Source organism: Bacteroides sp. AF29-11, from assembly GCF_003602895.1.
GTDB classification, from domain to species: Bacteria; Bacteroidota; Bacteroidia; order Bacteroidales; family Bacteroidaceae; genus Bacteroides; species Bacteroides uniformis.
On record NZ_QTLY01000014.1, the window covers coordinates 421 to 19016 of the forward strand.

The 18596-nt window shown below is 47.6% G+C and carries 19 protein-coding genes and 1 tRNA gene; 15 read left to right on the forward strand and 5 right to left on the reverse strand.

The window, feature by feature from the left end:
• The 3 genes from DWZ03_RS20305 to DWZ03_RS19420 all read left to right on the forward strand — a co-directional run.
• Positions 1–649 (forward strand): RHS repeat-associated core domain-containing protein (locus tag DWZ03_RS20305; protein ID WP_243634977.1); only part of this gene is annotated, 649 nt, incomplete at its 5' end.
• Entirely contained in the window at positions 591–977 is a 387-nt protein-coding gene (locus DWZ03_RS20310; RefSeq protein ID WP_229122513.1) for a hypothetical protein, read from the forward strand. The genes DWZ03_RS20305 and DWZ03_RS20310, both read left to right, overlap by 59 nt.
• Positions 974–1246 carry a hypothetical protein gene (locus tag DWZ03_RS19420; RefSeq protein ID WP_009037544.1) on the forward strand — a complete coding sequence of 91 codons (273 nt, stop codon included), beginning with the start codon at positions 974–976 and terminating at the stop codon, positions 1244–1246. The genes DWZ03_RS20310 and DWZ03_RS19420 overlap by 4 nt, the downstream gene beginning before the upstream one ends.
• 327 nt (positions 1247–1573) lie before the next feature.
• Here the strand turns inward: DWZ03_RS19420 and DWZ03_RS19425 are convergent, their stop codons facing one another.
• Positions 1574–1972 (reverse strand): DUF2809 domain-containing protein, encoded by a 399-nt coding sequence (locus DWZ03_RS19425; protein ID WP_120130540.1) that lies wholly within the window; start codon positions 1970–1972, stop codon positions 1574–1576.
• Between the two features lie 148 nt (positions 1973–2120).
• Between DWZ03_RS19425 and DWZ03_RS19430 the strand changes: the two genes are divergently transcribed.
• The 11 genes from DWZ03_RS19430 to DWZ03_RS19485 all read left to right on the forward strand — a co-directional run bounded on the left by DWZ03_RS19430 (position 2121) and on the right by DWZ03_RS19485 (position 10191).
• Positions 2121–2309, forward strand: coding sequence for a hypothetical protein (locus DWZ03_RS19430; RefSeq protein ID WP_009037546.1), 189 nt, complete (start codon positions 2121–2123; stop codon positions 2307–2309).
• A gap of 73 nt (positions 2310–2382) precedes the next feature.
• The gene (locus DWZ03_RS19435) at positions 2383–2970 is read left to right on the forward strand and encodes a TIGR00730 family Rossman fold protein (RefSeq protein ID WP_034532729.1); all 588 of its coding nucleotides are present in this window, start codon (positions 2383–2385) and stop codon (positions 2968–2970) included.
• On the forward strand, positions 2967–3698 hold the full coding sequence (locus DWZ03_RS19440; RefSeq protein ID WP_009037548.1) for a DUF4271 domain-containing protein: 732 nt from the start codon (positions 2967–2969) through the stop codon (positions 3696–3698). Before DWZ03_RS19435 ends, DWZ03_RS19440 begins: the two co-directional genes overlap by 4 nt.
• A gap of 4 nt (positions 3699–3702) precedes the next feature.
• Positions 3703–4455, forward strand: a complete 753-nt coding sequence (locus DWZ03_RS19445) for a uroporphyrinogen-III synthase (protein ID WP_005834069.1) — start codon at positions 3703–3705, stop codon at positions 4453–4455.
• A 198-nt stretch (positions 4456–4653) separates the two neighbouring features.
• A complete protein-coding gene (gene rnpA, locus DWZ03_RS19450; protein WP_044468782.1) occupies positions 4654–5070 on the forward strand; it encodes a ribonuclease P protein component in 417 nt (138 codons plus the stop codon).
• Positions 5067–5288: a membrane protein insertion efficiency factor YidD gene (gene yidD, locus DWZ03_RS19455; RefSeq protein WP_005831056.1), complete on the forward strand. Its 222-nt coding sequence runs from the start codon at positions 5067–5069 to the stop codon at positions 5286–5288. The genes rnpA and yidD overlap by 4 nt, the downstream gene beginning before the upstream one ends.
• Entirely contained in the window at positions 5285–5950 is a 666-nt protein-coding gene (locus DWZ03_RS19460) for a TatD family hydrolase (protein ID WP_120130541.1), read from the forward strand. Before yidD ends, DWZ03_RS19460 begins: the two co-directional genes overlap by 4 nt.
• A 107-nt stretch (positions 5951–6057) precedes the next feature.
• Complete coding sequence (gene tyrS / locus DWZ03_RS19465; protein ID WP_009037551.1) at positions 6058–7350, forward strand: tyrosine--tRNA ligase; 1293 nt, start codon at positions 6058–6060, stop codon at positions 7348–7350.
• A 124-nt stretch (positions 7351–7474) separates the two neighbouring features.
• A tRNA-Gln gene (locus tag DWZ03_RS19470) sits at positions 7475–7545 on the forward strand.
• Positions 7546–7989: 444 nt separating this feature from the next.
• Positions 7990–8793 (forward strand): gluconate 5-dehydrogenase, encoded by an 804-nt coding sequence (locus DWZ03_RS19480; protein WP_005831048.1) that lies wholly within the window; start codon positions 7990–7992, stop codon positions 8791–8793.
• Positions 8794–8958: 165 nt separating this feature from the next.
• A complete protein-coding gene (locus tag DWZ03_RS19485; protein ID WP_120130543.1) occupies positions 8959–10191 on the forward strand; it encodes a DUF4861 domain-containing protein in 1233 nt (410 codons plus the stop codon).
• A gap of 78 nt (positions 10192–10269) precedes the next feature.
• On the opposite strand, the gene DWZ03_RS19490 is transcribed toward DWZ03_RS19485, so the two are convergent.
• Positions 10270–10902: a response regulator gene (locus tag DWZ03_RS19490; protein ID WP_005831042.1), complete on the reverse strand. Its 633-nt coding sequence runs from the start codon at positions 10900–10902 to the stop codon at positions 10270–10272.
• Complete coding sequence (locus DWZ03_RS19495; protein ID WP_120130544.1) at positions 10899–12725, reverse strand: sensor histidine kinase; 1827 nt, start codon at positions 12723–12725, stop codon at positions 10899–10901. The genes DWZ03_RS19490 and DWZ03_RS19495 overlap by 4 nt, the downstream gene beginning before the upstream one ends.
• A 321-nt stretch (positions 12726–13046) precedes the next feature.
• On the opposite strand from DWZ03_RS19495, the gene DWZ03_RS19505 reads away from it, so the two are divergent.
• Positions 13047–13943, forward strand: a complete 897-nt coding sequence (locus DWZ03_RS19505) for a DUF4595 domain-containing protein (RefSeq protein WP_005831035.1) — start codon at positions 13047–13049, stop codon at positions 13941–13943.
• A gap of 143 nt (positions 13944–14086) precedes the next feature.
• On the opposite strand, the gene DWZ03_RS19510 is transcribed toward DWZ03_RS19505, so the two are convergent.
• Both DWZ03_RS19510 and DWZ03_RS19515 read right to left on the reverse strand, forming a co-directional pair.
• Entirely contained in the window at positions 14087–14743 is a 657-nt protein-coding gene (locus tag DWZ03_RS19510) for a polysaccharide deacetylase family protein (RefSeq protein WP_005831030.1), read from the reverse strand.
• A 146-nt stretch (positions 14744–14889) separates the two neighbouring features.
• Positions 14890–18234, reverse strand: a complete 3345-nt coding sequence (locus DWZ03_RS19515; protein ID WP_120130545.1) for a DUF2723 domain-containing protein — start codon at positions 18232–18234, stop codon at positions 14890–14892.
• Positions 18235–18596 lie beyond the last annotated feature (362 nt).

Consider the following 18596-nt stretch of genomic DNA (forward strand, 5'->3'; position numbering starts at 1 on the left):
TAATGTGATTTATGAAAACGGTACTCAGAAGTTGTTACTCACAGAAGAGGGTTACATCAACCTGGCCGGTACCCAGCAGTATCATTACTATCTGAAGGACCATCAGGGTAACAACCGTGTAGTGATCAACCGGTCTGGCACTGTGGAGGAAACTAACCATTACTACCCTTTCGGTGGTGTATTTGCCACTGCAGGCAATACCCAGCCTTACAAGTATAACGGTAAGGAGTTTGATACGAAGAAGGGTTTGAATTGGTATGATTATGGGGCGAGACATTATGATACGGCGTTAGGAAGGTTTACGACTAATGACAGATTTGCCGAGAAGTATTATTCGATGTCTCCGTATCAGTACGGGGCGAATAGTCCGGTTGTTAATATTGATGTGAATGGAGATAGTATTAGAATTTGCACTGAAACTCAGTCCTTTGGTCACACATGGATTAGTGTTGGTGAAGGATCTAATATGACTGTTTATAGCTACGGACGATACAATGGAACTAATAAAGGGCCAGATAGAAGCTCTAATTCTTTAGGAAATGGTTCCGGTGTTCTTTTAAAGTTAATGGGGGATGAAGCAAAAGCTTACAATGACAAAAAAAGCAGCTGGTGGAATGTCTGTATTTGTAGTAACAGATGTGGCAGATGAAAAAGTTGCTAATATTTTAGACGAAAAGTTTAATATGTCAACTACAATGCCAGATAATCCTAAAAGTGATTATTATAACAGTTCTTCTGCTCGTATTATTGATGAATATAAGCTGACAAGTAATAATTGTACAACAATGGTATCTGACGTGTTGAATAAAAGTGGGTCAAATGCTCTGAAAGGGACAAGGCTACAACAAACAAGTAATTTGGGAACATGGACTACTATTCCTATTGTCAACAGATTTGTTCTTCCAATATCAATGCAGAATCATTTAGTGAGAATATCCAAACCAGGAGGTGTAGTTTATAAACAAGATAGATTATGAAATGGCTTAGAATTGTGTTTGTTGCCACATCAATAATTCTTTCATTATTAATTATATACGCAATTATTAATTGTGAAATTAGTTATAAATATGAGATTGAAAATCGATGTGGGGATAAGATTGATATCTTATGGGTTGAGGAGTGGCTAAAAGAAACGATTAAAGTGTGGAAGTTTTTTCTATGCTATGTAATCATTAATATCTTTTATTTAGTAGCTTCTCTTGTCAATAGCCGTAAATCTTCAAAAGAAAAATGCAGTTTATCATAAACAAACGCAGTCTCTTTTGTATTGATAATTAGGCCGTCTTGCCTTGATATGAATTGACTATTTTTATCGTTATCCTAACATCAGATATCCCATATCTTGCATGTTAGGATATTTTTTTGTCATATAACAGTCATACCATTTCTAATGTTGTAACTATCCTCCGTGCCGGGCTACACCCTTTTTTGCAGATGGCTATACCATCGCATAGAAAGGGTGTAGCCATCCGGAGTAAAAGGTGTAGCCTCGTGAAATGTGTCCTACGAATGCTTTTGGCGGGGATAATAGCGGCTTGCATAGAATCTGTGTTCCTTTGTCCGCGTCTTGTTTTTATACTGCTTCATCCGAAGAAGAAAAGGAAGCGCAAGAATCTACGGTGGCAGATAACATTACCCCGACAGTATAACATATCATATCCGACCATAAAAATCCATGCCCGAAGACCAATGCTCCGAGCGTGGTGTTTCGTATGGCATTCGCCCAATCGACCTGGTATAATTGGCTGATTTCTATGCAATAAGAAAACAGTAAGGAGATTGCGGCCACTTTGAGTATGGATGCCGAAGGGAAGAGAAAGCGTAATCCCCAATAGACCATAGCTGCCCAAAGTGTATCGCCAATATACTCTGCAATAAACTCAGGCAATGCATTGCCATACTTCCGGGAAGCAAGTCCTGCCAATATGATGACGAAAGTGACGGCTAAGTAAATCCAACGTTTGTATTTCACATCATGATGTTTTAGGTCCATTGCAAATTTATGGAAAATTGACAGATATGAGTGAGAAGGAAGAGCTTTTTCGTATTTTTTCCTATCGAACGGTCTGTGTAAGGCTATAAACAGAAAAGCAAATGAAGGGCAATACTATGACACGTATATGGCCAAAAATAACTATTGGTACAGCATGCATGAACTGAGCCGCATGGACGATGAAACAGGCGACCCCTTGCCGGGTGACCGGAGACTTGCACCTATTCCCGTCGGATTTACCGTTCGGAGCGGTGGCACCCAATGGCTGTTCGAGAACAGCGTCCGCACCACAAATCCGGAAGAACTTTGGAAATAAGACTCTCTTGTTTCAAATCTCCCCGAAATCATGTACCTTTGTGGCGGTACCTAAAAAAGGAGGTAGCAAGATGATGAACAAGATAAATTCCGTATGCGTATATTGTGCTTCGAGCACAAAGATAGATTCCGTTTATTTCGATGCAGCCCGTGAGTTGGGCACTCTGCTGGGGCAGCGGCAAATTCGCCTGATTAATGGTGCAGGAAATATGGGACTGATGTCCGCTGTGTCCGATGCGGCACTCCGGGCAGGGGGAGAGGTGACGGGCGTCATTCCCCGCTTCATGGTGGAGCAGGGATGGCATCACACCGGACTTACCCAACTCGTGGAAGTGGAAAGCATGCACCAGCGGAAAAAGACAATGGCCGACCTGAGCGATGCCGTCATCGCCCTGCCCGGTGGTTGCGGCACCCTGGAAGAACTGCTGGAAATCATCACTTGGAAGCAACTCGGACTGTATCTGAACCCGATTGTGATACTGAATGTCAAGAACTATTTCGACCCTCTGCTCGATATGCTCCGGCAGGCGGTGGACGAAAACTTCATGCGCGTGCAGCACGGTGCCATCTGGCATGTGGCGCAGACACCGCAGGAAGCCGTGGAACTGATATATACCACTCCCTTGTGGGACGCCTCTATCCGTAAATTCGCTGCAATATGATAGGGCTGTTGATGGCTTGGGCAGTAGTGGGGACGGAGGGGATTCCTATTCCATATTCTCCGAGAATGGACGATGGCATCACCGTGGTCCTTTTGTGCTGTTTCTTTCTGTCGGCCTATGTCTTGTCACGCAGCCGCAAGTTCCTGCTGCAACTGGTGAAGGATTTCCTGCTTCATCGCGAACGTACCAGCATATTTGCCACTTCCACAGCCGCCGATATGCGCTATCTGCTGCTGCTCATCCTGCAGACCTGCATCCTAGCAGGCGTCTGTATCTTCAACTACTTCAATGATATACAGCCGGAACTGGTACGTCATGTGTCGCCGGGGCTTCTGCTGGGGATTTACATCGGTGTGTGTCTCTTCTATTTGTGCTTGAAGTGGATGCTCTACTCTTTTCTGGGTTGGATTTTTTTTGACGAAAGTGTTACAACGCTATGGCTTGAGTCCTATTCTACGCTACTTTATTACTTGGGATTCGCCCTTTTCCCGTTTGCCCTGTTCGTAGTCTATTTTGATTTGAGTTTGCAGCTGACGATAATAATCGGATTGATTTTAGCCTTTTTTGCTAAAATATTGATGTTATACAAGTGGTTAAAGCTTTTTTGTAACAATTTATATGGCGGTTTGCTTTTAATTGTGTACTTTTGTGCCCTTGAAATCATGCCTTGTTTTGTGTTATATCAAGGTGTGATGCAGCTAAACAGTTATTTGATAATAAAATTTTAGGACGTTGAAAATTAAGAAAGTACTTGTGTCGCAGCCGAAACCGGCATCAGAGAAATCTCCTTACTACGACATCGCCGAGAAGTATGGTGTGAAAATAGATTTTCGCCCATTTATCAAAGTGGAGAGCCTTTCAGCGAAAGAGTTCAGACAACAGAAAATTTCGGTCTTGGATCATACTGCCGTTATTTTTACTTCGCGTCATGCTATTGATCATTTCTTCCACTTGTGTACAGAATTGCGTGTGACAATTCCCGAAACAATGAAGTATTTCTGCGTGACGGAGGCCGTTGCTCTGTATATCCAAAAGTATGTGCAGTATCGTAAGCGTAAGATTTTCTTCGGAAACACCGGGAAGATTGACGATTTGATACCTTCCATTGTTAAGCATAAGACTGAAAAGTACTTGGTACCAATGTCGGATGTACACAATGATGACGTGAAGAATCTGCTGGATAAGAATAAGATTCAGCACACGGAAGCTGTCATGTACCGTACTGTCAGCAATGACTTTGCTGCAGATGAGGCTTTTGATTATGACATGCTGGTGTTCTTCAGTCCGGCAGGCATCAGTGCCTTGAAGAAGAATTTCCCTGATTTTGACCAGAAGGAAATCAAGATCGGAACATTCGGCTCTACCACTGCCCAGGCAGTCCGTGATGCCGGACTTCGTCTTGACCTGGAAGCTCCCAGCGTGCAGGCACCCTCAATGACGGCGGCGCTTGACATGTTTATCAAGGAGAATAATAAAGGAAAGTAAAAAGAGTTATGAGTTATAAGTTATGAGTGATTTGCTTATAGCTTGTAGACATAACAATGGATTTATAAAATTGAGCTACAAGTGGTTGTGCTTTTATGTCGCCAGGTACTTGTAGCTCGTTTTTGTATCGCCCCATAACTTATCACTCATAACTTATCACTCATAACTCATCACTCATAACTTATAACTCATCACCCCATGCCAAATACCTTGCGTAAGTCCGAACGGTTGGACAAGAAGAAAGTGATAGAGAAGATGTTTGCGGGCGGCTCACGCTCGTTTTCGGTTTTCCCTTTGCGTGTGGTGTATCTGCCGGTGGAGGAGCTGGAGGCACCCGTTTCCATTCTTGTAAGTGTTTCGAAACGCCGTTTCAAGCGGGCGGTGAAGCGCAACCGCGTGAAACGCCAGATACGTGAAGCCTACCGCATGAACAAACACGGACTGCTGGCCGTGCTGACGGAAAAAAAGTGCCGTCTGGCCGTGGCCTTTATCTATCTTTCGGACCAGTTGGTAGACTCTTCTGTCATTGAGGACCGTATGAAGACAGCTTTGGCACGCATTGCCGAGAAGGTAGCGGTAAATGCCGAAGCCGAGCAAACTCCGCAGGTGTCATGAAGCGTCTGCTTTCATATCTGCTGCTGCTTCCCATCTATTTCTATCAGAAGTGCATATCGCCCATGATAGGGCCTTCATGCCGTTTTACCCCCACTTGTTCGCAATATGCGGTGGAGGCCATCAAGAAACACGGACCTTTCAAGGGGTTTTGTCTGGCAGTAAGGCGCATTCTGCGCTGCCATCCCTGGGGAGGTTCCGGATATGATCCCGTTCCATGAATATTCCAGTTGACATACATACACACCGGCTTCCGCAAGTACCCGGAACTGCCATTGCAAATTGCTATCCCGAAACGTTCTCTCCACAGAGCGGCGGATGGTATTCGGTGGGGATACATCCCTGGCATATAGGTCGGAGTGGAGGTGAACACTCAGGAGCCGAAGGTGCTGTGGCTAGCAGGGTGTGCGGCCTGGAGGAGTTAGTGCGCCATCTCCAAGTACTTGCCGTGGGCGAAGCCGGGCTGGACAAGCTGGCAGATGCTCCGATGGATTTGCAGGTGGAAGTGTTCAGGTGCCAGGCATGTTTGGCAGAGGAAGTGGGAAAGCCGCTGGTGATTCATCTGGTGAAGGCGGTTGATGAACTGCTGAAGGTGAAGCGGGACTTGCGCCCGTCGAATCCGTGGATAATACATGGTTTCCGTGGCAAGGCGGCGCTGGCGGAGGAATATCTGAAACATGGCTTTTACCTTTCATTCGGGGAGAAATACCAGGAAGCAGCCTTGTGCCGGGTACCTGCCGACCGGCTGTTCATCGAAACGGATGAAAGCGAAGTTTCCATCGGGGAATTGTATGCACGCGCTGCCGAAGTGCGCGGCATCTCTCCCGAGGAGCTTGGAGAAACACTCCGGAGAAATGTCTGCAAAGTCTTTTTTAAACCCTAAGAGTTGTTTCTTCGAATAAAGAGTCGTATTTTTGCGCAGATTAAAATAGGAATCAAACAATTCATAGATAATCACTTAAATAATTAATCAGATAACTTAATCATTCGATGAATTTTGTAGAAGAATTAAGATGGCGTGGCATGCTCCACGATATGATGCCGGGTACGGAAGAACTTCTGGCTAAGGAACAAGTGACTGCATACATTGGTTTCGACCCTACTGCGGACTCTTTGCACATCGGGCACCTTTGCAGTGTGATGATTTTGCGTCACTTCCAGCGTTGCGGACACAAGCCGTTGGCACTGATTGGCGGTGCTACGGGTATGATTGGTGACCCTTCCGGAAAGTCTGCCGAACGCAATCTGCTTACGGAAGAGACGTTGCAGCGCAACCTGGCCGGTATGAAGGCCCAGCTCTCCAAGTTCCTGGATTTTGATTCGGATGCCCCCAACCGTGCCGAGTTGGTGAACAACTACGATTGGATGAAGAACTTCACTTTCCTCGATTTTGCCCGTGAAGTGGGTAAGCACATCACCGTGAACTATATGATGGCGAAAGATTCTGTAAAGAAGCGTCTGAACGGTGAGGCACGTGACGGTCTTTCCTTCACGGAATTCACCTACCAGCTGTTGCAGGGGTACGACTTCCTTCATCTGTATGAAACCAAAGGCTGCAAGCTCCAGATGGGTGGCAGCGACCAGTGGGGTAACATCACCACCGGTGCCGAACTGATTCGCCGTACGAACGGTGGGGAGGTATTTGCACTGACCAGCCCGCTGATTACGAAGGCCGACGGTGGCAAGTTCGGCAAGACAGAGTCCGGAAACATCTGGCTCGACCCGCGCTACACTTCTCCATATAAGTTCTACCAGTTCTGGCTGAACGTGAGCGACGAGGATGCCAAACGCTACATAAAGATATTCACTGCACTGTCCAAGGAGGAGATTGACGCTCTGACGGCCGAGCACGAGGCTGCTCCCCATTTGCGCGTCCTTCAGAAGTGCCTGGCCAAGGAAGTGACTATCATGGTTCATTCCGAAGAGGACTATAACGCTGCTGTGGATGCATCCAACATCTTGTTTGGCAATGCAACTTCTGATGCACTGAAGAAGTTGGACGAAAATACGCTGCTGGCTGTGTTCGAGGGTGTTCCCCAGTTCGAAATATCCCGTGATGCACTGGCTGCCGGTGTGAAGGCGGTGGATTTGTTCGTGGATAATGCTGCTGTATTCGCTTCCAAGGGCGAGATGCGTAAGCTGGTGCAAGGCGGTGGCGTTTCTCTGAATAAGGAGAAACTGGCTGCTTTCGACCAGGTGATTACGACAGCCGACCTGCTGGACGAAAAATACCTGCTGGTACAGCGCGGCAAGAAGAATTACTATCTGATTATCGCCAAATAGCGGTATCCTAAAGAGAAGTAATTAAGGAAATAATGCTTCGGCAGTAAAAATAGCCCCGAAATATTTGGATATTTCGGGGCTTCCTTTTATCTTTGCACCGCTTTTTAACAGAAAGCCCTATGTTTGGACTATGGTGTAATGGTAGCACAACAGGTTTTGGTTCTGTTTGTCCAGGTTCGAATCCTGGTAGTCCAACTACGATACAGCTAATTGCAGCTAAAAACCCACTAAAATCGCAAGTTTTAGTGGGTTTTTTTGTTATTCTTTCCCCCTCTTGTTGGCACTATAGGTATAGATTTTTTCTTTTTACGAATCTTTGAACGATATTGCTATATAATTGACACAAATTTATACGGTTTCTCCATTTTCTTTTGTTACATTTGCATCGTGTACGCAAACGATGTGTATTTGATGGCTGAAGTTATAACCTATTAAATGTAGTGCAATCATGAAAACGAACTATGAAATTTGCTATGCTGAGCATCCCGATGATGTGAAAAGCTACGATACGAAAAGCATTCGCTGCGATTTCCTTATAGGGAAGGCATTCTCCCAAAATAAAGTTTCCATTGAGTATAAACTACTTGCAAATCGTACATAAATAGAATATCACTTATTTAAACTTAATAATTTAACGTTATGAATCCGTATTTGAATTTTTCTTTGGAAGGTAAAGTAGCCCTTGTTACAGGTGCTTCTTATGGTATCGGTTTTGCTATCGCTTCAGCTTTTGCAGAGCAAGGAGCAACTATCTGTTTCAACGATATCAACCAGGAGTTGGTAGACAAAGGCTTGGCTGCCTATACTGAAAAGGGTATCAAGGCACGCGGTTATGTATGTGATGTGACAGATGAACCTGCTGTTCAGGCCATGGTAGCCCAGATTGAAAAGGAAGTAGGCTCTGTTGATATCCTCGTAAACAATGCCGGCATCATCCGCCGTGTTCCTATGCACGAGATGGAGGCTGCTGACTTCCGTCGTGTAATCGATATCGACCTCAATGCTCCGTTCATCGTATCAAAGGCTGTTCTGCCTGCCATGATGAAGAAGGGCCACGGTAAAATTATCAATATCTGCTCTATGATGTCCGAACTGGGGCGTGAGACTGTGTCGGCCTATGCCGCTGCCAAGGGTGGCTTGAAGATGCTGACTCGCAACATCTGCTCTGAATATGGTGAATATAACATCCAATGTAACGGTATCGGTCCGGGTTACATCGCTACCCCGCAGACTGCTCCGCTGCGTGAAAAGCAGGCCGACGGTAGCCGTCACCCGTTCGACTCGTTCATCTGCGCCAAGACTCCGGCAGGCCGCTGGCTGGCTCCGGAAGAACTTACCGGTCCGGCAGTGTTCCTGGCATCGGAAGCCTCTAATGCGGTAAACGGTCACATCCTCTATGTAGACGGAGGTATCTTGGCTTATATCGGAAAGCAACCGAAATAAATTTAAGGATAATTGAGAAGGTGATAAAGTGGCAGGATAATGTCACTTGTCACCTTTTTCTTTTGGGCGCGGATTACGCGGATTTCGCGGAAAGGATAAGGAAAATCCGTATAATCCGCGCCTAAAAGAAAGTTATACAACTGATTAGGAAAAAGCAATGATTATATGAGAAACTTTCTTTTATTATGTATGGCGGCCCTCTGCTGTCTTGCTTGCAACGATAGCAAGATAGTGACTGTTACGGTAACCAATCCGTTAGCGATGGACCGTTCCGATGAGATGGTAGAGGTGTCCATGACCGAAATCTCAAACCTTCTGAATCTGGCAGACACCGCACAGATTGTGGTTCTGAATGTCGAAGGGGAGCAGGTGCCTTACCAAGTGACCTACGATGACAAATTAATCTTCCCTGCGACGGTAGCTGCCAATGCATCGGCTGCATATACCGTCCAGGCCGGTACTCCCGTCGATGTGGAGGTAAGGGCTTGTGGGCGGCAGTATCCCGAACGTCTGGACGACATGGCCTGGGAGAACGACTTGGTAGGCTTCCGTGCCTACGGTCCTGCATTGCAGGCAAGGGGTGAACGCGGTTTCGGCTACGACTTGTTTACGAAGCGAGGCACTGCTGCACCGGTACTGGAAGACATATATGCCAAGGAACTGGATGCAGACTCCTGGAAGCAGGTTAATGAATTGCGCAAGACAGACCCGAAGGCAGCCGATGAGCTGGTACGCACATTCTCCTATCATATAGACCACGGTTATGGCATGGACTGCTATGCAGTAGGCCCAACATTGGGAGCCGGAGTGTCTGCATTGATGGTGAATGATACCATTATCTATCCGTGGTGCTACAAGACGCAGGAGGTGCTGGACAACGGTCCGTTGCGCTTCACGGTGAAGCTGGAGTTCAATCCGTTGGCTGTGAAAGGGGATACTGCGGTGGTGGAAACGCGTCTGATTACGCTGGATGCCGGTTCTCATCTGAACCGTACTGCCGTTTCGTATAGCAATCTAAAGGAATCTTTGCCCATTGTTACCGGTATTGTGCTGCACGAACCGGACGGTGCTGTGGTGGCTGATGCCGCCGGTGGCTATATGACGTATGTAGACCCCACTACCGGACCGGATAATGGCAAGATATTTATGGGTGCCGCTTTCCCTGCCGTTGTGAAGGAAGCCAAAACCGTGCTTTTCCCCGTAGAGGAGAAGAAGATGCGTAACAATGCGGACGGTCATGTACTGGTTGTCAGCGACTATGAGCCGGGCGCTGACTACGTGTATTACTGGGGCTTTGCCTGGGACCGCGCGGACATCAAGACTGCTGAAGCCTGGAACCGATACATGGCTGATTTTGCACAGAAGGTGCGCAATCCGATGACGGTGAGTATCCGCTAAGTTGATTTTCTTCCTTTTCAGACGGAGAAGCTTGAGAAGCTGGAGGCTTGTAACTGTCTGGGCGAATGACAAGTGTTCTCAAAATAAGCTCTTCCCCTTGTAGACAAGTTCTGCAACGTTTTTGGCCTCCAGTTTTTCCATCAGGCGCTTCCGGTAAGTCTGTATTGTATTGATGCTGAGAAATAGTAATTGGGATATTTCAGAAGTGCTCAGTCCTTGCGAGAGATAGGCGAGCACTTCTTTTTCACGTCTCGACAATTCGGGAAGTGCATGTGGTAGGGTGTTTTGTTTTTCCTTGTCCAGTTCGCTGAAAACATTGCTGAAGTATCTGGTTCCGTTTTTCAGTGTACTGATGGCGTCTCTCAATTCGCTGGTGCTGGCATTTTTTGAAACAGCTCCGTTGATGTTTAGGGTGGATAATTTGGCTATGATCCAAGGTTCTTCATGCATGGTATAGATTAAAATGCCGCATTCGGGTATCTGGCTGTGAAGGTGGGATATGAGTTGGAATCCATTCATATCCGGTAGTTCAAGGTCAATGATGCAAAGGTCGAATCTCTCTTTGAGGGTCAGTTGTTCCACGTCTTTTGCACAAGTGGCTCCTTTGCACGTCACTCCTTCGAGTTGCGAGGCCAATGCGATGATGCCTTCAGCAACAATCGGGTGGTCATCTATTACCAGTATTCTGTATGTTTCTTTGTTTGGTTTCATTCGTTTATGTTAAGCAGTAGGGTGAAAACGTTGTTTTCTGTTGACGAGCATACATTGGCGGTAGCGTTGATGGCTCTGATACGGTCGTTTACGGTGCGCAATCCTATGCCGTCATTGTTGTTTGTTGCTGTTTGTTGCTTGTTTGCATTCTTACCGTTGTCTGTAATTTGCAGGGTATATTTATTTTCATTGTCGGCACGGAGACTGATGACTATATGACTGGCTGAGGCATGTTTCACGATGTTCATGGTGAGCTCTTGTACGATGCGGTACAGCTCATAAGCGGTTTCATTGGGAAGATGGCGTGATGCGTTGTTCTCCGTTGGATGATAGCTGACCTCTATGCCGGTGTTCTCGGTCAGTTTGGCAGCATAACGGTCGAGTATCTGGTCTAGACTGAGATGCTCGAATTCGGGAGGCATCAGTTCGTGTGAGATATTCCGCACGTTGTTTCTCAGTTTGCTGACGAGTGAGGCCAGTTCCTGCTCATTCCCTTTGCTGGCAGAAGTTTCTATCTTCATTTGCAGCCCCAGCAGGTCGTTGGCTATGCCGTCATGCAGTTCCTTGGCAAAATATTTGCATTCCTCTTCCAACCCTTCAATGTAACGGCGTGCCGAGTTCAGTTCGTTTTCTTGCTTTAGCAGTTCAATCTTCTTTTCGGCTATTCGTTTCTTGTGGCGGAGCGTCAACAAAGTAATGAGAGCAAGACCGGACAGAAGGGCTACAGCAATGGAGGCTTTTAGCAGGAAGGCTTGGTGTTCCAGTTGTTCTTGTTGCAGGTGGGCTATCTCCAATTCCTTTTCTTGTGTGTGATATTTCACGTTGAATTCTGCCATTTGTTGCGTCAGATTGTGCTGTGCCAGCGTATCAGTCCACATGCGGGCACTATCCATATAGGTGTAGGCCAGTTTGGGGTTTCCCAAGGCATCGTAGCATCGTGCCATTTGTGTAAATAATGTTTTGGGCTCGGTACCGGTTTTCCGGTTACGCAGCCAGTGGAAGTCCTTCAAGGCGCGGGCATAGTTTTTGCGGTTTGTTTCGGTGGCTGCCCTCGATTGTATGAATCCTATGGCAGCGATGGAGTTGGATGGTACCCGTTGTAGTAGTTTGTTCCCCAATTTCAAGTAGTGGTCTATGGAATCGGGTTGTTCTTTTCGTTCAAAGAGTCTCAGCATGCCGGGCAGGCAGCGTATCTTCCATAGGTCTTCGTTTCCCTCTCCGTGGCAGGCAATGTTCCAGGCTTTGCGGTTGGATTTTTCAGCATCATCCAGCTTGTTTAGTTCAGCCTTTATGGTTGCTCTGATTTGCCAGGTGGTGAAGGCTACGAATGGGTCTTCGGTTCTGGCGGCATGTTCGGTGGCCATGTCGGTATACTTTTCTGCTTCGTCCAGCTGCCTGATATTGAAGTATAGGATGGACACATTGTTGCAGATGTGGGCTATCCAGCTTTCGTCCCCATATTGCAAGGCACTGTCCAGTGCTTTATTGTAATAGTAGAGTGTAGAGTCATTCATTTGGTGCTGACGGTAGAGGAGCACATTTTTTTTCATGGCAAAGGCTTCTTCTGTCTTTCCCACATAGATCAGTAGTGTGGCTTGTTCGTTCAGCAAGATGGGATACATGAAGGAGTGCTTTACGTTCCGGGTGGCAAAGGCGCTGTCGAAGCTACGTTGCGCTTCATCGTAGTGTCCTTCTTCCATGAGATTGGCTGCCCGGTTGTAGAAGTGTGCCAACAGAGTGTCTGTTGGTATTTCTCCGGCGTGAAGCAGGATAGTGGTTAAAGAAAAGAGGAGTGATAATAGCTTAGTATGGCGTACCCTCATATCGGTATATTTTAGTGGAATTCAATCTGTGCTTAGTTGTTGCAAATATACGTCTTATTCATTTTGCTTTTTATTGGAGATGCTGAATTTTTTCTGTATGTGGCTGAAAAATCACCTTTTTCAGTGACAAGGAGTGAAAGGAAAAGTTTATTACTTTGCAAAAAATATTAAGCTTTGTCTGGGAATGATAAATGGCCAAAAGTATCTGTCCGGGTTTGAATGGCAGAGTCTTGTTGTCGTGAGATACGGACGGCATTCCTTATACTTTTGTTATTATGGATTTTCCTTAGAGGGATGGGGATAAAACAAGATTTGTAACTTATGAAAATGTTTAAAATGATGGCTGCCTCCATGTTGGGTGTGGCGTTGTGCTTGGGATTCACTGCTTGCAGTGACGATGACGAAAATGAGAATGGTGAGGGTGGCGAAAACACCGCCACTGTGGTCAATCCTTCGCAAGTGTTTACGGGAGGGCTTCCGAAGTCGGTTTCGGGCATGGCGATTTCTCACAATGAAGAAGGGCTGGTGACGAACATTACAACTGAGGATGGGGATAAAGCCGTCTTTGAGTACTTTCCCGCTACTACAAAGGCAGATGTTGCAAAGGACCGAGCAAGAATCACCGTGACGGATGAAGAGGGCGATGTTACAGAACTGAACTTGCAGCTCAACAGCGATGGTTATGTGGAATTTTGCAACTCAATAGACCACGCTGGTACTCCCGATGCCGATGAGTTTACTTGGGAGATGGAATACGACACTGAAGGCCATCTGGTTGTAATGAAACGCTCTGAAAGCGATGGTGAAATAACGAACATCACCTATAAGGATGGAGATGTGGTGAAGACTTCCACACGTTATGTAGCTAGTGGGGATCTCAATGGTGACGGAATTATCGACAGCAATGACGAGTGGGAGTATAGTGCTGCCATAGACTATACGACGGATAATATAACAGCTCCTATCGAGAATAAGGGCTGCCTGATGTTGTTTGATGAAATACTGGATGTGGATATGGACGAGATGATATATGCCTATTATGGAGGCATGCTTGGTAAGGCTACGAAACATCTGCCGCTTGTAGGGCATTATACATACAATGGCGAGGACTCTGTGTCCGATATGTATTTTACATGGACATTGAATTCCGACAGTTATCCTACGGAACTGGTTGTAAAAGACCAGTGGGATGAATACAGATGTACATTTACTTGGTAATTATAAAACATCTGTTTATTCTTGTGGAACAGGACATGAGCCTATAAAATGTAAGGGGTTGCCTTTTGCCGAGACAACCCCTTCTTATTTTATGTGGAATTTATTGTGACAGCAGATGTTGGTAACTTTCTGCTGTTTCAAGTTTATAATACTTTGAATTCATATCCCTCTTCCTTCAGGAAGTCAATGGCGCGCGGCAATGCGTACTGCAGGTTTCCGTTGCACCAGGATTTCAAGGAATCGTGGAAGGTGATGATGGAGCCGTTGCGGGCGTAGCGCATCACGTTGGCTAGCACTTGCGGACCGCGCAGCTTCTTGCTGTAGTCGCGGGTCACGAGGTCCCACATCACAATCTTGTAGGTTCGTTTCAGCGTGAGATACTGGTTGGCGAACATATGGCCGTGGGGAGGGCGGAACAAGAGAGGGTAGAGAACCTTCTCCACATTGCAATTGATGTCCCCACCCATTTCCATGAAAATCTTCGCCTGTTCGGTATTTCCCAGATAATTCTTGGCCGTGTATTCAAATCCACGGATATGGTTGAAGGTGTGGTTACCGATGCGGTGCCCACGCTCAACGACCATCCGGAATTCGTCCGGATGCTTCCGTATGTTGTCACCTACCATGAAGAAGGTGGCTTTGATGTTGTGCTTATCCAGCAGGTCGAGCACCCAGGGAGTTACTTCGGGGATAGGGCCATCGTCGAAAGTCAGATAAACGGCTTTTTCATTGGGGTCCATCCTCCAGACTGCACCGGGATATAGTTTGCGAAAAAACTCAGGAGGTTGTTCTATAAACACGTGATTAAGGATTAAGGGATTAGGGATTTTAAGGATTAGGGGTTAATGATTAAGGATTAGGGGTTAAGGATTAGTTATTAATGATTAGTGATGAACTGCACAGGCTAATCCCTAATCCTTTAATCCTTAATCCCTAATCCTTATTCTCACTCCTTCATTCTGTCCACATACATATTATACAGTTCTTCCACCTTCGGCTCGTAGATTTCGGCGAGCTTGGAGTTGTACTTCTTCATGGCCTTCACCTCGGCATCGAGTACAGCCCAGTGGTATTCAAATTCACGGGTAGAAATCATGAAGCGGTTGTCGTCCAGGCTCAGATACCAGGTCAGGTACTCTACAGCCTTGTCAGCAAGGGCTTTCATCATCTCGTCCGCCTTGGCGGTTTCGCCCAGTTGGTAGTAGGCTTCCGCCATCTGTACGGCACCGTTCTGCCAGTCGTAAGGCACGTTGTAGGCGGGAATCATCTTTTCGGCATAGTCCAGGGCGGCTTTTGCCTTGTCTTTCTTGCCCTCACGCATCAGCTGCTGCACGAGTTGGGAGAAGATGCGACGGTGAGAGTGACACATGCGCATGGCGTTCTCGTCGATATAGATGCCCGGCTTGTCGATGCCACCGAACTTGAACTTGTTCATCAGGTTGTCGTACATCTTTTCGGAGTCTATTGTCACGCCCGTCTTACTGGTGTCGAACGGAGTGAAACGATAGGCAAGACCTTCCTGAACGAAGTGGTTCTCCATGTTCAGCTGGTTCTCCCTGCCTACGCTGACAGCGATATAGATGGGGCGTTCCCAGTTGGCCTCGCTCAGCATTTCGAGCATCATCAACTCGCTCTTGTAGAGGGCGCGTTTGCCTTTCAGCGAAATGTGCATGTAGTCGGGGATTGAGTCGCCCGGTATCATCATGCCGCTGCGGCGCACGGCTTCCTTGTCTACCTTGATGACAATGCTGTCGGTAGGAATCACCTTCAAGTCCTGATTCTTGTTGCGCACCCAGTTCTTGAGGATATTCTTTAGCTCATACGGGTTGTCACCGAATTCTTTCTTTACATTGACCAGTGCTTCGGGATTACCGTCCAGTGCCTGCTTCTCGGCTTCGGCATAGAGCTGGTCGATGCTTTTCTTGTACTCAGGCTGGATGGGGACGTATTCGTTGGTGCCTTCTACGTACTCCATTCGGTCCCACGTGATGGGGAGAGAAGGACTGTCGTAGGCGGGGCGCTTCATCTGGTCGATGTACCAATCGGTCTGCAGGTACGAGAGGTTGCAGGTACGGGCGTCGGTACGGAAACCTTCGGTCTCCTGGTTGTACCAGAGGGGGAAGGTATCGTTGTCACCGTTGGTATAGATAATCGGGTTGCCGCTTTCTTGCAGGGACATCAGGTAGTTCTGGCCGAAGTCGCGTGCCATGTAGCGGTCGCTGCGGTCGTGGTCGTCCCAAGTCTGGCTTGCCATCTGCACGGGGACAAAGAGGCAGGCTACGGAAACGATGGCGGCAGCAGGCAGTTCCTTCATCTTGGCGTAGTCTTGAAGCAGACGGACGAGTCCTGCCACACCCATACCAATCCAGATGGCAAAGGCGTAGAACGAACCGGCGTAGGCGTAGTCGCGTTCGCGCGGCTGGCTCGGAGTCTGGTTCAGATAGAGCACGATGGCGATACCGGTCATGAAGAATAGGAAGAACACCACCCAGAATTGCTGGATGCCTTTCTGTCCGCGGTAGGCTTGCCACAGCAGGCCGATGATACCCAGCAGCAGCGGCAGGCAGTAGAAGACGTTGTGTCCCTTGTTGTCGCGCAACTCGGCTGGCAGCAGGCTCTGGTCGCCCACCAGCCAGTTGTCGATGAACGGGATACCGGTAATCCAGTTGCCGTGTTCAATTTCTCCGCTGCCTTGTATGTCGTTCTGGCGTCCGGCGAAGTTCCACATGAAGTAGCGCCAGTACATCCAGTTGAGCTGGTAGGAGAAGAAGAACTTGATGTTTTCCCACTGTGTGGGCATGTTTACCATAATCATGTTACCGCATTTGTCATAGGGCACATCGTAACCCTTGATGTCCTGCCAGGCATGGTATTGTTGTGTATGGGCACTGCTGTACATACGCGGGAACAGCATGTTCTGGGCATATTCGTACTCAATGCGTCCGGGGATTTCGATGTACGAATCCTTTTCGTCGGGCGTAGCTTTCTCCTTGCGGATGAACTTCGTGCCGTTGTACTTGATGCGCGGTTCGCAGTAACCGTCTTTCACGTCCAGTGCCACTTGCGAGGAGAAGGCAGGGCCATAGAACAAGGGGCGTGTGCCATACTGCTCGCGTCCCAGGTATTCGCCCAGTGTGAAGATGTCCTCCGGAGAGTTCTGGTCCATCGGCGTGTTGGCGGTGGAGCGGATGACGATAAGTGCATACGAGGAATATCCGATGACAATCATCATGGTGCAGAGCAGCGAGGTGTTCAGCGTGCGTGCCGATACGCGGAATTTCTCTTTGACGGCTGCCTGCGTCTTCGGACGGAGGTAGAGCCACAATGCGGCAATGACAATGACACCGATAACTACCGAGCTGGTACCGTGTCCGTAGAACGGGATACCCAGCATGGCGATGGTGAGTATGAACGAGAGTGCCATACGTGCCTTGTTGCGTTCGGTATAGCTTTCGTAGATACCCCAGATGAGGCAGGCTGCCAACAGGATGATATATACGATGACACCCGTGTTGAAGGACATGCCCAGCGTGTTGACGAAGAGCAGTTCGAACCAGCCGCCCACTTTCACGATACCCGGCACGATGCCGTAGAGTACGGCTGCTACCAGTATGCCCGAAGCGAGCAATGCCAGCAGGGAACCTTTTGCGTTGGCATTGGGCACCTTCTTGTAGTAATACACCAGTACGATGGCGGGCAGGCAGAGCAGGTTCAGCAAGTGCACGCCGATGGAAAGTCCCGTCAGGTAGGCGATGAGAATCAGCCAGCGGTCACTGTGAGGCTCGTTGGCAACGTCCTCCCATTTCAGTATGAGCCAGAATACGACGGCAGTGAACAGTGAGGAGAAGGCATACACCTCGCCTTCCACAGCGCTGAACCAAAAGGTATCGCTGAACGTGTAGGCAAGTGCGCCCACCAGACCGCTACCCATGATGGTAACCATCTGGCCGCGTGTGATATTGTTTTCGTCTGTCACCACAAGTTTGCGTACCAGGTGCGTGATGCTCCAGAAAAGGAACAGGATACATGCGCCGCTCATCAGCGCGCTCATGTAGTTCACCATCTTGGCAACGGTGGAGGCATCGGAAGCAAATTGTGAGAATAGGTTGGCTACCAGCATGAAGAACGGTGCGCCGGGCGGGTGTCCTACTTCCAGCTTATAGCCGGTGGTGATGAACTCCGGGCAGTCCCAAAAGCTTGCAGTAGGTTCGATGGTCATGCAGTAGACCGTCGCTGCAATGAGGAAGGTAATCCAGCCTACAAGGTTGTTTACGGTTTTGTACTGTTTCATTCAGATGAAATTCGTTATTATTCAGTTTTGTTTTTTACAAGCTGTTTTGCCATCGCTTAGTCAACGTATTGGCATATATGGGCGCAAATATAATGATTTCGCTTCTAAATAGGTGACAATAAGCAGCATTATTAGGATAGGTTAAGGGATTTGCTGCATCTATAGATGCAGCACGGTGGAAGTATAGATGCAACGCGGTGGATATATAGATGCAACAATGATGATTCTATAGAGGGAATATCCGGCCGATAAAGGGGGATGCGGAAAGGAAGTATCCTCCTTGCTTGTCTGTAGCTAACACTTGAAAAGGGACCCGGGTAGCATTTAAAAAGTGCCCCACCCATGGGTATGTTTAACCGAAC

Excerpts from the sequence above, each read along its gene's own strand:
- tyrS (WP_009037551.1), top strand. The coding sequence starts at position 6,058 with ATGAATTTTGTAGAAGAATTAAGATGGCGTGGCATGCTCCACGATATG.
- DWZ03_RS19480 (WP_005831048.1), top strand. The coding sequence starts at position 7,990 with ATGAATCCGTATTTGAATTTTTCTTTGGAAGGTAAAGTAGCCCTTGTT.
- DWZ03_RS19430 (WP_009037546.1), top strand. The coding sequence starts at position 2,121 with ATGGCCAAAAATAACTATTGGTACAGCATGCATGAACTGAGCCGCATG.
- DWZ03_RS20310 (WP_229122513.1), top strand. The coding sequence starts at position 591 with ATGACAAAAAAAGCAGCTGGTGGAATGTCTGTATTTGTAGTAACAGAT.
- DWZ03_RS19485 (WP_120130543.1), top strand. The coding sequence starts at position 8,959 with ATGAGAAACTTTCTTTTATTATGTATGGCGGCCCTCTGCTGTCTTGCT.
- DWZ03_RS19460 (WP_120130541.1), top strand. The coding sequence starts at position 5,285 with ATGAATATTCCAGTTGACATACATACACACCGGCTTCCGCAAGTACCC.
- DWZ03_RS19440 (WP_009037548.1), top strand. The coding sequence starts at position 2,967 with ATGATAGGGCTGTTGATGGCTTGGGCAGTAGTGGGGACGGAGGGGATT.
- DWZ03_RS19505 (WP_005831035.1), top strand. The coding sequence starts at position 13,047 with ATGAAAATGTTTAAAATGATGGCTGCCTCCATGTTGGGTGTGGCGTTG.
- rnpA (WP_044468782.1), top strand. The coding sequence starts at position 4,654 with ATGCCAAATACCTTGCGTAAGTCCGAACGGTTGGACAAGAAGAAAGTG.
- DWZ03_RS19420 (WP_009037544.1), top strand. The coding sequence starts at position 974 with ATGAAATGGCTTAGAATTGTGTTTGTTGCCACATCAATAATTCTTTCA.
- yidD (WP_005831056.1), top strand. The coding sequence starts at position 5,067 with ATGAAGCGTCTGCTTTCATATCTGCTGCTGCTTCCCATCTATTTCTAT.
- DWZ03_RS19435 (WP_034532729.1), top strand. The coding sequence starts at position 2,383 with ATGAACAAGATAAATTCCGTATGCGTATATTGTGCTTCGAGCACAAAG.
- DWZ03_RS19495 (WP_120130544.1), bottom strand. The coding sequence starts at position 12,725 with ATGAGGGTACGCCATACTAAGCTATTATCACTCCTCTTTTCTTTAACC.
- DWZ03_RS19490 (WP_005831042.1), bottom strand. The coding sequence starts at position 10,902 with ATGAAACCAAACAAAGAAACATACAGAATACTGGTAATAGATGACCAC.
- DWZ03_RS19515 (WP_120130545.1), bottom strand. The coding sequence starts at position 18,234 with ATGAAACAGTACAAAACCGTAAACAACCTTGTAGGCTGGATTACCTTC.